Source organism: Lacinutrix sp. (assembly GCF_029238095.1).
Lineage (GTDB): Bacteria > Bacteroidota > Bacteroidia > Flavobacteriales > Flavobacteriaceae > Lacinutrix.
In genome coordinates, this window is the sequence record NZ_JAQWGS010000003.1 from 1 (window position 1) to 12,230 (window position 12,230).

The 12,230-nt window shown below is 31.5% G+C and carries 13 protein-coding genes; 11 read left to right on the forward strand and 2 right to left on the reverse strand.

From position 1 onward, the window contains the following. The 11 genes from P8H50_RS00470 to P8H50_RS00520 all read left to right on the forward strand — a co-directional run. A partial coding sequence (locus tag P8H50_RS00470; RefSeq protein WP_300204209.1) for a F0F1 ATP synthase subunit delta occupies positions 1-243 on the forward strand: 243 nt, incomplete at its 5' end. Between the two features lie 2 nt (positions 244-245). Next, a complete protein-coding gene (locus P8H50_RS00475; protein WP_300204212.1) occupies positions 246-653 on the forward strand; it encodes a hypothetical protein in 408 nt (135 codons plus the stop codon). A 106-nt stretch (positions 654-759) separates the two neighbouring features. Beyond that, a complete protein-coding gene (gene atpA / locus P8H50_RS00480; RefSeq protein WP_300204215.1) occupies positions 760-2,340 on the forward strand; it encodes a F0F1 ATP synthase subunit alpha in 1,581 nt (526 codons plus the stop codon). 59 nt (positions 2,341-2,399) lie between these two features. Further along, positions 2,400-3,260 (forward strand): ATP synthase F1 subunit gamma, encoded by an 861-nt coding sequence (gene atpG, locus P8H50_RS00485; protein WP_300204218.1) that lies wholly within the window; start codon positions 2,400-2,402, stop codon positions 3,258-3,260. Between the two features lie 151 nt (positions 3,261-3,411). Further along, a complete protein-coding gene (locus P8H50_RS00490) occupies positions 3,412-4,014 on the forward strand; it encodes a hypothetical protein (RefSeq protein WP_300204221.1) in 603 nt (200 codons plus the stop codon). A gap of 122 nt (positions 4,015-4,136) precedes the next feature. Further along, a complete protein-coding gene (locus P8H50_RS00495; RefSeq protein WP_300204224.1) occupies positions 4,137-5,594 on the forward strand; it encodes an oligosaccharide flippase family protein in 1,458 nt (485 codons plus the stop codon). Between the two features lie 48 nt (positions 5,595-5,642). Then, complete coding sequence (gene dut / locus P8H50_RS00500; protein WP_300204227.1) at positions 5,643-6,077, forward strand: dUTP diphosphatase; 435 nt, start codon at positions 5,643-5,645, stop codon at positions 6,075-6,077. 74 nt (positions 6,078-6,151) lie between these two features. Beyond that, positions 6,152-7,171 (forward strand): sugar phosphate nucleotidyltransferase, encoded by a 1,020-nt coding sequence (locus P8H50_RS00505; RefSeq protein WP_300204232.1) that lies wholly within the window; start codon positions 6,152-6,154, stop codon positions 7,169-7,171. Positions 7,172-7,219: 48 nt separating this feature from the next. Continuing rightward, a complete protein-coding gene (locus P8H50_RS00510) occupies positions 7,220-8,587 on the forward strand; it encodes a tetratricopeptide repeat protein (protein WP_300204237.1) in 1,368 nt (455 codons plus the stop codon). Next, positions 8,588-9,364 carry a DUF4292 domain-containing protein gene (locus P8H50_RS00515; RefSeq protein ID WP_300204241.1) on the forward strand — a complete coding sequence of 259 codons (777 nt, stop codon included), beginning with the start codon at positions 8,588-8,590 and terminating at the stop codon, positions 9,362-9,364. Next, positions 9,364-10,593 carry a peptidoglycan DD-metalloendopeptidase family protein gene (locus P8H50_RS00520; RefSeq protein WP_300204244.1) on the forward strand — a complete coding sequence of 410 codons (1,230 nt, stop codon included), beginning with the start codon at positions 9,364-9,366 and terminating at the stop codon, positions 10,591-10,593. The genes P8H50_RS00515 and P8H50_RS00520 overlap by 1 nt, the downstream gene beginning before the upstream one ends. Before the next feature lie 30 nt (positions 10,594-10,623). On the opposite strand, the gene P8H50_RS00525 is transcribed toward P8H50_RS00520, so the two are convergent. After that, positions 10,624-11,133 (reverse strand): acyl-CoA thioesterase, encoded by a 510-nt coding sequence (locus P8H50_RS00525; protein WP_300204248.1) that lies wholly within the window; start codon positions 11,131-11,133, stop codon positions 10,624-10,626. 139 nt (positions 11,134-11,272) lie between these two features. Next, a complete protein-coding gene (locus P8H50_RS00530) occupies positions 11,273-12,223 on the reverse strand; it encodes an SPOR domain-containing protein (protein ID WP_300204252.1) in 951 nt (316 codons plus the stop codon). Positions 12,224-12,230: the final 7 nt, after the last annotated feature.

The window sequence follows — 12,230 nt, forward strand, 5'->3', positions numbered from 1 at the left end:
TTATTCGATAAATTAACAGGTACAGAACTTGCAACAGTAACCACAACTCTGCCATTAACAGAAGATTTAAAGGTAAAAGTTTTAGCAAAAGTTAAAGAACTTACAGGAAAAGAAGTTGCGGTAGAAAATATTATAGACGAAAACATCTTAGGAGGTTTTGTTCTAAGAGTTGGAGATTTACAATACGACGCAAGTATTTTAAATCAACTAAGCAAATTAAAAAGAGAATTTATATTAAACTAATTATGAAAACTATTAAAACAACATTATTTATTGGGATCCTTCTTTTAGCTTTTTCTGCGAATGCACAAAAAGTTAAAATAAAGAAAGATATTGCCTATGTAAATAAAGTTGAATATTTAAAGTTTGACGACTGTGGTACTTTTTCTGCATCATGTACTATCATGAATTTAGATGAAGATGATGTAATAGTATTACAATACCAAAGTTTCGATAAGCCATCTCCATCACCTAGAAATCCAAAATCTAAAGCGCCTTACCAATCAATGGTAAAAGAAAATTACGCAGAGTTAAGGTTTTTAGATATAGATTTAGAGTGCGAAGTTCAATTATCAAGAAAAAAATTAATTAAAGCTTTATACAAGTCTGAGGTTTTTAACAAAGACGGAAGCGTTAATCAAGAAAATGCTTAGCGGTTTGCAAGGAAATACGATAGAAATGTTTCAGGAAACAGACCAACAATAATAATTACAAATTAGAATACAAGGAGTTTATCCTAAAAATTAAATAAATAATAAGATGGCAGAAGTAAAACCAGCTGAAGTATCAGCAATCTTAAAACAACAACTTTCAGGATTCGAAGCTAGCGCTTCATTAGACGAAGTTGGAACAGTATTAACTGTAGGTGATGGTATTGTACGTGCTTACGGATTAGCTAACGCTCAATATGGAGAATTAGTAGAATTCGAAGGCGGTTTAGAAGGTATCGTACTTAACCTTGAAGAAGATAATGTAGGTATTGTATTATTAGGAACTTCAGTAGGAGTAAGAGAAGGTTCTACAGTAAAGCGTACAGAACGTATTGCATCTATTAAAGTAGGTGAAGGTATTGTTGGTCGTGTTGTAGATACTTTAGGAAACCCTATTGATGGAAAAGGACCTATTACTGGTGAAACTTACGAGATGCCTTTAGAGCGTAAAGCACCTGGTGTTATTTACAGAGAACCAGTAACAGAGCCATTACAAACAGGAATTAAAGCCATTGATGCCATGATTCCAGTTGGTAGAGGACAACGTGAGTTAGTAATTGGAGATAGACAGACAGGTAAAACTGCAGTTTGTATTGATGCTATCTTAAATCAAAAAGAATTTTACGATGCAGGTGAGCCTGTATATTGTATATATGTTGCTGTAGGTCAAAAGGCTTCAACAGTAGCTTTAATTGCTAAAACTTTAGAAGAAAAAGGAGCTTTAGCATATACGACAATAGTAGCTGCAAACGCATCAGATCCTGCTGCAATGCAAGTGTATGCACCAATGACAGGAGCATCTATTGGAGAATATTTTAGAGATACTGGTAGACCAGCTTTAATTGTTTTTGATGATTTATCAAAACAAGCCGTTGCATACCGTGAGGTATCTTTATTATTAAGACGTCCACCAGGACGTGAGGCATATCCTGGAGATGTTTTCTACTTACACTCAAGATTATTAGAGCGTTCAGCAAAAATTATTAATAATGATGCTATTGCTAAAGAGATGAATGATTTACCAGATTCATTAAAACCATTAGTAAAAGGTGGTGGTTCTCTAACAGCTTTACCAATTATTGAAACACAAGCAGGTGATGTATCAGCTTATATCCCAACAAACGTAATTTCTATTACAGATGGACAAATTTTCTTAGATGGAGATTTATTTAACTCTGGTGTACGTCCAGCAATTAATGTAGGTATTTCTGTATCTCGTGTAGGTGGTAATGCTCAGATTAAATCCATGAAAAAAGTATCTGGAACATTAAAATTAGATCAAGCACAGTATCGTGAATTAGAAGCGTTTGCTAAGTTTGGTTCAGATTTAGATGCAGTTACTTTAAACGTAATTAATAAAGGTAAGCGTAATGTTGAGATTTTAAAACAAGGTCAAAACGATCCGTTTACAGTAGAAGATCAAGTAGCAATTATTTATGCTGGATCTAAAAATTTACTAAAGGACGTACCTGTAGAAAAAGTAAAAGAATTTGAACGCGATTATTTAGAGTTCTTAAACGCAAAACATAGAGACGTATTAGATACTTTAAAAGCAGGGAAATTAACAGATGAGGTTACAGACACTTTAACAACTGTTTGTAAAGACCTTTCTGCTAAATATAGATCATAATTAACATTACTGCTTTTAAACATTTAGAAGCAGGAATATTATATTTCATATTTTAAAATATGGCAAATTTAAAAGAAATACGTAATAGAATATCGTCAGTGTCTTCGACAATGCAGATTACTAGTGCCATGAAAATGGTATCTGCTGCTAAGTTAAAGAAAGCGCAAGATGCTATTACTGCAATGCGTCCTTATGCAGATAAGCTAACCGAGCTTTTACAGAGCTTAAGTGCAACTCTTGATGCAGATTCTGGAAGTCAGTATTCTGAAGAAAGAGACATTAAAAATGTACTTATAGTTTCAATTTCTTCAAATAGAGGTTTAGCTGGTGCTTTTAACTCGAATATTATCAAGCAAACACAACATTTAATTGATAATGTACATTCTGGAAAAAAGGTATCTGTAATAGCTATTGGAAAGAAAATTAATGATGCTTTTTCTAAAAAAGGTATTGTAGTTGCAAATCATAGTAGTATTTACGATGATTTAACTTTCGATAATGTTGCAACAATAGCAGAGGTTTTAATGGATAAGTTTGTAACAGGCGAATTTGATAAAATAGAAATCGTTTACAACAAATTTAAAAATGCGGCTACTCAAATTGTAATGACAGAGCAATTTTTACCAATAGTACCAGTAGAAGGAGAGGCTAATGTAAATTCAGATTATGTTTTTGAGCCATCAAAAATTGAAATTGTAGAGCAATTAATACCTAAGTCTTTAAAAACACAATTATACAAAGGGATTAGAGATAGTTTTGCAAGTGAGCATGGTGCACGTATGACAGCGATGCACAAAGCAACAGATAATGCAACCGAACTTAGAGATCAATTAAAATTAACATACAATAAAGCACGTCAGGCATCTATTACTAATGAGATATTAGAGATTGTTGGTGGTGCAGAAGCTTTAAATAATTAATTTCTATTTTTTTAGAAATAGAAAATTAAAAAGTTAGTATAAAAAACCTTGTTCAAATAGAGCAAGGTTTTTTTCGTTTTACCCACATATTGAATTTAATAAAAAACGGAATGAATATTGTTTTACTATATTTAGAATTAAATTTAAAAACATGAAACGATATAAAACAGTAGTATTTTTTACTTTATCAATAGTAATGCTATCAAGTTTAACACAATGTAAGTGTTCTAAAGAATCTACAACTATGGAAAAAGCTCAATCTACTAGTCATTCTCAACAAACAGACGAAATTGGACAAACAAATGAAGGAGACGAAAACCAAGTAACACAAGTTAGAGGTAAACAAATGCCTCTTTTTATAAGAGACACTTATTTTCAACGTTCTATTTCTGGAAAGGAAGAAGGAGGGTCTGGAATAAATATTTATTTTCCTACCTTAATTAATAAATCTAATTACAAACTAGAGAAGGTCTATTTTAGAGGGATGATTGGTGAAATGCAGTCTGGTAAAGCATCACATTTTGCAAATCTAAAATCAAATAAAGTTGGTCTTATCATGAGTAATGAGGACAAAGCCGAATATGGCAATACTGTTCCAACTAAGCCAGAACCTTTTCCTTTCGAATTAAAAGATAACGAATGCATGATTAGCTATCTGGACAATGGTGAAACTAAATATTTTCAAGTGTATAATATTGTTGAGAAAGCTGCAAAATATTATCCTTCTGCTCCTCCAAAACAAAATAAAGATTAGTTTTTTAGTGTAAGAGTACATAAACTAAAATTTAAACCCATTATCAAATGGCAAAATCTAATCTAAATACTTTTATAGGTCTCACAAAAACAATACATTTAAGCTAATAATTATATACCAATTTGAGCGGATTTAAATCTCTTTTTAAACAAACATTTATTTACGGTTTAGCAACTGTATTACCACGAATGTTAACCTTTATTTTGGTGCCATTGTATACAAATCCAACTGTATTATCTACAGCAGAGTATGGACGCGTTTCTTTTATATTTGCCTACTTCGTGCTTTTTAATGTGGTTCTAGCTTATGGAATGGAAACTGCCTTTTTTAGGTTTTTTAATAAAGTTGAAGATCAAGAAAAAGTAACTAGCACATCTTCCATTTCACTAATAATAAGTTCATTTGTTTTATTAGGTGGAGCTTTTCTTCTTAGAAATCATATATCAACACTAATTAATATAGAACTAAAATATCTAAACTTAATTTTTATAATTTTACTTTTAGATGCTTTGGTTATTATTCCATTTGCTTGGTTGCGAGCAACAGCAAGACCTATGCGCTATGCAATTATTAAAATATTAAACGTAGCAATAAATTTAGGTCTCAATGTTTTCTTGTTATTGTATTTAAAAGGCTTAGCTCAGAGTCATTCTGTTTTTAATATTATTTACATTCAGGATTTCGAAATCAGTTATATATTTATATCTAATTTAATTGCTAGTGCAATTACGTTAATACTATTACTCTCATTTTACACTAAAATTAAATTTAGATTCGACACAGAGCTTTGGAAAAAAATGATGCGCTATGCTATGCCAGTTTTAATTGCTGGTATTGCATTTTCTATAAACGAAACGTTCGATCGTATTTTATTAGAAAAACTATTACCAGAAAATATAGCAGATGAACAAATAGGAATGTACTCAGCCTGTTACAAACTCGCGTTGTTCATGACCTTATTTGCAACCGCTTTCCGTTTAGGAATTGAGCCTTACTTTTTTAGTCATTCTAAAACAGAAAATCCGCAAAAAAATTACGCAAAAATATTAGAGTACTTTGTAGCATTAGGCTCTGTAATTCTATTGGGTGTTGTTGTTTTTGCAGATGTTTTAAAACCTTATATAATTAGAAGTGAAGCCTATTACGAAGCCATGTGGATAGTACCATTTATTCTATTAGCAAACTTTTGTTTAGGTATTTATCATAACCTTTCCGTTTGGTACAAAATTACAGATCGCACAAAGTTTGGTGCTTATATTTCAATATTTGGAGCTATCATTACATTGGTATTAAATTATGTGTTAATTCCTAAAATTGGCTTTAAAGGCTCAGCTATCGCTACACTTTCAGCTTATGCTTTAATGATGTTTTTGTCTTTTTTCTTTGGAAGAAAATACTATCCTGTTCCATATAATTTAAAAAAGATTATACTTTATTTTGGACTGTCAACAACACTTTCTATGTTGTATTTTTACATTTTTAGAGGTGATTATATTATTGGAATTGGAGCATTAATTGTATTTTTAGGCATCGTTTTTCAGCTTGAAAAAAAGGAATTAAAACAATTATTAAACAAATAATCTAAATCTCATTCTGAATAAAAGTTAAGAATCTCAAATAAATTTTTAATGCAAATAAAAATAATAAACAAATCTGCTCACGCTTTACCACACTACGAAACCATTGCCTCAGCAGGAATGGATTTACGAGCAAATATTCAAGAAAACATAATACTAAAACCTATGGATCGTGCCATAGTGCCAACAGGCTTGTTTTTAGAACTTCCTTTAGGTACAGAAGCACAAGTAAGACCAAGAAGTGGTCTTGCAGCAAAAAAAGGCATTACAGTGCTTAACGCTCCAGGAACTATAGATGCAGATTACAGAGGTGAAGTAGGTGTAATATTAGTTAATTTATCTACAGAAGTATTTATAGTCGAAAATGGAGAACGCATAGCACAATTAGTTATTGCTAAGCATAAAAGGGCAGAATGGATAGAAGTTAAAACGCTTTCTGAAACTAAGAGAGGAGCAGGTGGCTTTGGAAGCACAGGGGTAAAATAATTTAGGAACATTAATCGTAAATTTCTAGAAAAAATAAATCAATAACTAAATAAAAAATAAACCAACCTTATAATATGAAAATAATTGTACCAATGGCAGGAAGAGGTTCTCGACTGCGTCCACATAGTTTAACAGTTCCAAAACCGTTAATTCCTGTTGCAGGACTACCAATAGTGCATCGTTTAGTTAAAGACATAGTAAAAGTATTAAATCAACCAATCGAAGAGATTGCTTTTGTATTAGGCGATCCAGCTTGGTTTGGTGACGATGTAGTAGCCAGCTTAAAAGACCTAGCAAAAAATTTAGGCGCAAAGGCATCTATTTATAGACAAGATCAACCTTTAGGAACAGGTCATGCTATTATGTGTGCAAAAGAGTCGCTTTCTGGACCAGCAGTTATTGCTTATGCAGATACACTTATTCGAGCCAGTTTTAACTTAGATCCAGAAGCAGATGCCGTAATTTGGGTAAAACAAGTAGAAAAACCAGAAGCGTATGGTGTTGTTAAGTTAAACGATAAAAAAGAGATTGTTGAATTGGTTGAAAAGCCAGAACAATTTGTAAGCGATTTAGCAGTTATTGGAATTTACTATTTTAAAGAAGTTTCAGTATTAAAAGCTGAGCTTCAAAAAGTGTTAGATAACAATATAATTAATGGAGGCGAATACCAAATTAACGATGGTATTAAAGGCATGATGTCTAACGGAAAAGTATTTAAAACAGGTGAAGTTAGCGAATGGATGGATTGTGGTAATAAAGCTGTTACCTTAGAAACTAACCAACGTATGTTAGGTTTTTTAAAAGCAGATGGTGAAGAACAATTAATAGCAACCTCTGTAAAAAACGAAAACTCAAACATTATTGAGCCTTGTTATATAGGTGAAAATGTAGTGTTAAAAAACACAACCATTGGACCAAATGTATCTATTGGTAACCATTGCGTTATTGAAAACAGTACAATTAAAAATAGCTTAATACAAAATAATACCACAATAAAAAACGCTAATTTAGACCAAGCTATGATTGGTAATCATGTTAAGTACGATGGTAAATTTACCAAAATTAGTATTGGTGATTATTCAGTTTTGGAATAACTATTGATTGTAGAATGTTACGCTGAGCTTGTTGAAGCATTTATAAAAATGAAAAACAAAATACATTATATATTACTTTTTATCTTCGGATTGCTACTCTTCTCTCAGGCTACATCTGCACAAGTAGATTCTAAAGCTAAACCAGATGATGATCTTGGAAATGTTACAGATGAGTTTCAAGAATTATTCTACGAGGCGCTTCAGCAAAAAGCAATAGAAAATTACGATAAAGCCATTGTTGCACTTCAAAAGTGTATTGCAATAGATGATTCTGAATCTATTCTTTATTTTGAATTAGGTAAAAATTACAATAAGCTTATAAACTATGGATCAGCAGAAGATGCACTTAAAAAAGCAATAAGCATTGTTCCAGATAACGAGTGGTATTTAGATGAATTATACGAAAGCTATGCGCAGCAAAAAGAGTATAGTAAAGCAATAAAAACAATTAAGCAGCTAGTAAAATACCATCCAGATTATAAAGAGGATTTAGCAGCATTATACGTTAAAACAAAAAATTATAAAGAGGCACTTAAAGTATTAGACGATTTAGATCAAGAGTTAGGAGTTACAGATGTTAGAGACCGTTTACGAAATCAAATTTACAATGCAACAGGTCAAAAAAAACAACAAATAAAAAACCTCGAAGATCGTGTTGATAATAATCCAGATGCCGAAAAAAACTATTTAGCACTAATCTTTAGATACAGTGAAAATAACGAGAATAAAAAAGCTTTTGAAACCGCTAAAAAATTATTGGAAATTAAGCCAGAATCACAACTAGTTCATCTCGCTCTTTATAAATTTTATCTTGAAGAAGACAATGTAACTATGGCAAAACAGTCTATGAAAGTTGTTTTATCAAGCAAACAAATAAAGCCAGAAGCTAAGTTAAAAGTAATAAAAGACTTTGTGAGTTTTGTAAGTAAAAACCCTGAATACGAAAAAGACTTAGTAGAAATCACAACTTTAGTTACAGAGGATACTGCAGATGCTAAAACGTTTGTAGAAATAGCAGAATATTATTTAGAAAAAAACAATAAAGTAAAAGCAATAGAATATTATACAAAAGCACAAGCACAAGAGCCTGAAAATTTTGGAATATTAAGAAATATTATTTTATTACATATCGATTTAAATGAGTTTGAACAAGCAGAACAAAAAAGTACTTTAGGTCTAGAAAAGTATCCATCTCAACCTGTACTTTATTTAATAAATGGTGTAGCATTTAATCAATTATCTCAACACAAACAAGCCATACAAAGTCTTGAAATAGGATTAGATTACATTATAGAAGATAATAAAATGGAAGCCGATTTTTATAAGCAGTTAAGTAAAGCTTACAAAGGTTTAAACAATTTAGCTAAAGCAAAAACGTTTAGTGATAAAGCTAAAAAGTTAGAAATCCCAAATTAAATGACCTTTAGACCACAAATATTTTCGCTAATACTTTTAATCTGTATTGGTTTTGTAAGTTGTAAATCTGCTAAAACAATAGCAGATAATGGCACCTTAAATACAAACCTTTCTGCAAAACAAATTATTAAAAACAATACTAAAAATAATACTAAGCTAAATACGTTAAGTGGACGATTAAAAATAGATTCTAACGATGGAGAAAAGTCGCAGTCTGCTTCTGTATCTTTTAGAATGGAAAAGGACAAAACTATTTGGATGAGTAAGTTAGGAATTGTTAAAGCACTTATTACTCCTAATAGAGTAGCTTTTTACAATAAATTAGATGGCACATATTTTGATGGAGATTTCACTTATTTAAGTCAGTTGTTAGGCACAGAGTTAGACTTTAACAAAGTACAAGCATTACTTTTAGGAGAGCCTGTTTTTAAACCCAATGCAAAAGATTATGAAGCTTCTGTTTTCGAAAAATCGTATATGCTTAAACCTATAACTCAAAATGACGTATTTGAATTGTTTATGCTATTTAATCCAACTCACTTTAAAATGGATTCTCAGCAAATAAGCCAATCTAAAGTGCAACGTCATCTTGAAATTAATTATTTAGCATATCAAAATGTTGAAAAAGAAATAGTACCAGAGCGCATTAAAATTATTGCCCTTGAGAATGACGATCAATTAAGTATAGATTTAGTATTTAAAGGTGTAGAACTAAATAAAAACCTTAGGTTTCCTTTCTCTATTCCTTCAGGTTATAAACTAATTACTCTTAAATAATGAAAAGCTTTAAACATACAATATTAGTTTTTAGCCTACTTCTTATTAGCAGTATCTCTGTATTTGCTCAAGGAGCAAAGCAAAAAGAGTTAGAGGCTAGGCGTTTAGAATTATCCAGAGAAATTCAACAAATAAATTCATTATTATCTTCAAACCAATCTAAAAAAAAGTCTCAAATCTCTCAAATTGAAGATCTAAATCATAAACTAAGTGTTAGAGAAAACCTCATTAAAGTTACCAATCAACAAGCCAATTTATTAACTCGAGAAATTAATAATAACCAGAAGCAAATTACTGCAAATAGAGCAGAGTTAACATTGCTAAAAGAAAGCTATGCAAGCATGTTACAAAAAGCATACAAGAATAAGAACAAACAAAGTCGTGTTATGTTTTTGTTGTCTTCAAACACTTTTAAACAAGCTTATAAACGTGTGCAGTATTTAAACCAATATGCAGATTACCAAAAAGAACAGGCAGAAAAGATTAAAGTAAAAACAAAGGATTTACAAGACGCTAACCTTAATCTTCTAGAGCAAAAAGAAGCAAAAAGTAAACTTATTGCTGAAAATAAAATTGAGCAACAAACGCTTCAGAAAGAACGTAAAGAGCACGAGGAGATTATGCAATCTATTAAAAAGGATTTAAATAAATATACTGCTCAAATTAAAGCAAAACAAAAAGAAGCTAGTCTAATAGATAGAGAAATAGATAAATTAATTAGTGAAGCTATTGCAGCCTCTAATAAAAAGGCTGGAGTAAAAACAACTACAAAATCTAAAAGTTTTGCTTTAACAGCAGAAGCTAAAGCGCTTGCAGCAGACTTTTTAGGCAATAAAGGTAAATTACCTTGGCCTGTAGAAAAAGGTGTGGTAAAACTGCGCTATGGCAAACAACCATCGCCTTTAGATAGAAACTTAACCATTAACAGTAATGGTGTGAGAATTTCTACAGCTAAAGGCGAAAAAGTACGTGCTGTTTTTAATGGTGAGGTTATGAGTATTTTAAAACCTAGACGTAGCAATCCTATTGTAATGATTAAACATGGTAACTATATTACCACCTATCAAAACTTAGGTAAAATTTATGTTAAAACAGGAGATAAGGTAACTACTAAACAAGAAATTGGCGAGGTGTTTACTAACCCAACTACAGGAGAAACTATTCTAAAATTTAGAATTGATAAGGATGATAAAACGCAAAACCCATCCAGCTGGATTTATAAAATGTAAAATTCCTAAGAGGCAATAATCTTATTAAATTTATTGAAACAATGCCTTCAATTCGGTAGCGTCGTTAGGTTTCATTTTGCCAGCTAAAACTAAACTTAATTGTTTGCGTCTTAAAGCACCTTCAAAACGTTCAATTTCTATTTTAGTTTCTGGAATTAATTCTGGAACAGGAACAGGTCTTCCCGTTTCATCTACAGCTACAAAAGTATAAATAGCTTCGTTGGCTTTCGCTTTTACACCAGATTCTCTGTCTTCAATCCAAACGTCTATATAAATTTCCATCGAGCTTTTAAAAGCGCGAGAGACTTTAGCATCTACAGTAACAACACTTCCTAATGGAATAGCACGATTAAAAGCCACGTGATTTACAGAAGCGGTTACAACAATACGTCTAGAATGACGACGCGCACTAATTCCAGCAGCACGATCCATTCTAGCAAGCAGTTCGCCACCAAAAAGATTATTAATTGGGTTGGTTTCACCAGTTAAAACCATATCTGTCATTATTGTTCTTGAGTGTTTTGCTGTTCTTGCTTCCATAGAAAATGATTATTTTTGATTTTCGCCTAGGCGAAAATCCATATGCAATACCTTCAGAATGTTTTCTAAAAATATTAACCACAAAGGTAAACCGATTTAGAATTTCAGCCTTAAGATTTAGGAAAATTTAAGAGAAAGTTTAGTCTAGTGCTTTAACTAACAACCACGCGTTTTCATTATCGCTTTGTCTAACACTTTTTAACTCACGTAATGCTTCGTTTCTATCACTAAAACTAGAATAAACTACTTGGTGTAAGCCGTATTTATTAGTTCCAATTTTTCTAGCTTTAAAACCTAAGGCTTTAAGTTCAGAAACTTTTTTATCGCAGTTTGCTTCAACTCTAAAGGCGCCAGCTACAATATGGTAGTTTCCAGATTGCTTACTTACATTTAAAGTAGCAGCTGGTAAAGGATTACTAATAATAAAAGTAGCTTCTTGAATTTTAGTTTCTAACTGTGCATTCGCTTCTTCTTGAGCAATTTCGTTTTGAGCGTTAATCTCGTTTACATAATAATTACCAGAAACTAAACCTCCTAGTGTAAGCGCTATTAAAGCAACAGCAGCATATTTAAGATAAGGTTTGGTGGTTTTTGAAGCCGAACGTTTTTCTGGAGTTATGGTTAAAGGAATAACTTTTTCAATAGCTTCAACCTCTTCCTTGTAAACTTCACGCGAAACAGCTGGAGAAACAAATTGAGACAATCCAAAAGCATCCGTTAAATAGTTTAAGTGGTAACTTGGGTTAAACTCTATTTTACTATGGTTATTAAGTTTTAACTCACCAATATTTTCAAGTGAAATGGTTTCACCTTGTGTTAAATTAGATTTTAACACTTTTACACGTTTTGCAATTTTTTCTGTGGCAGTTTCGTATTGAATTTTTTCCACATCAGCAATATAACGCGCTAACAAGCCATCGTTATTTTGAATTTGCTCGTTAAACAATAATTGTTTTTTTGGTGGATAAAATGCATTAGTAGATTCATGAACAGTTGCCGAAACACGTTGTGATAAAAAAGCACCAAACTCAGGCACAGTAACACATTCGTAACGGTATAATAAATCGCTTATGTAAGTTTCTAATTGCATAAAAACA

Excerpts from the sequence above, each read along its gene's own strand:
- P8H50_RS00520 (WP_300204244.1), top strand. The coding sequence starts at position 9,364 with ATGAAAAGCTTTAAACATACAATATTAGTTTTTAGCCTACTTCTTATT.
- atpA (WP_300204215.1), top strand. The coding sequence starts at position 760 with ATGGCAGAAGTAAAACCAGCTGAAGTATCAGCAATCTTAAAACAACAA.
- dut (WP_300204227.1), top strand. The coding sequence starts at position 5,643 with ATGCAAATAAAAATAATAAACAAATCTGCTCACGCTTTACCACACTAC.
- P8H50_RS00510 (WP_300204237.1), top strand. The coding sequence starts at position 7,220 with ATGAAAAACAAAATACATTATATATTACTTTTTATCTTCGGATTGCTA.
- P8H50_RS00475 (WP_300204212.1), top strand. The coding sequence starts at position 246 with ATGAAAACTATTAAAACAACATTATTTATTGGGATCCTTCTTTTAGCT.
- P8H50_RS00505 (WP_300204232.1), top strand. The coding sequence starts at position 6,152 with ATGAAAATAATTGTACCAATGGCAGGAAGAGGTTCTCGACTGCGTCCA.
- P8H50_RS00525 (WP_300204248.1), bottom strand. The coding sequence starts at position 11,133 with ATGGAAGCAAGAACAGCAAAACACTCAAGAACAATAATGACAGATATG.
- atpG (WP_300204218.1), top strand. The coding sequence starts at position 2,400 with ATGGCAAATTTAAAAGAAATACGTAATAGAATATCGTCAGTGTCTTCG.
- P8H50_RS00530 (WP_300204252.1), bottom strand. The coding sequence starts at position 12,223 with ATGCAATTAGAAACTTACATAAGCGATTTATTATACCGTTACGAATGT.
- P8H50_RS00490 (WP_300204221.1), top strand. The coding sequence starts at position 3,412 with ATGAAACGATATAAAACAGTAGTATTTTTTACTTTATCAATAGTAATG.
- P8H50_RS00515 (WP_300204241.1), top strand. The coding sequence starts at position 8,588 with ATGACCTTTAGACCACAAATATTTTCGCTAATACTTTTAATCTGTATT.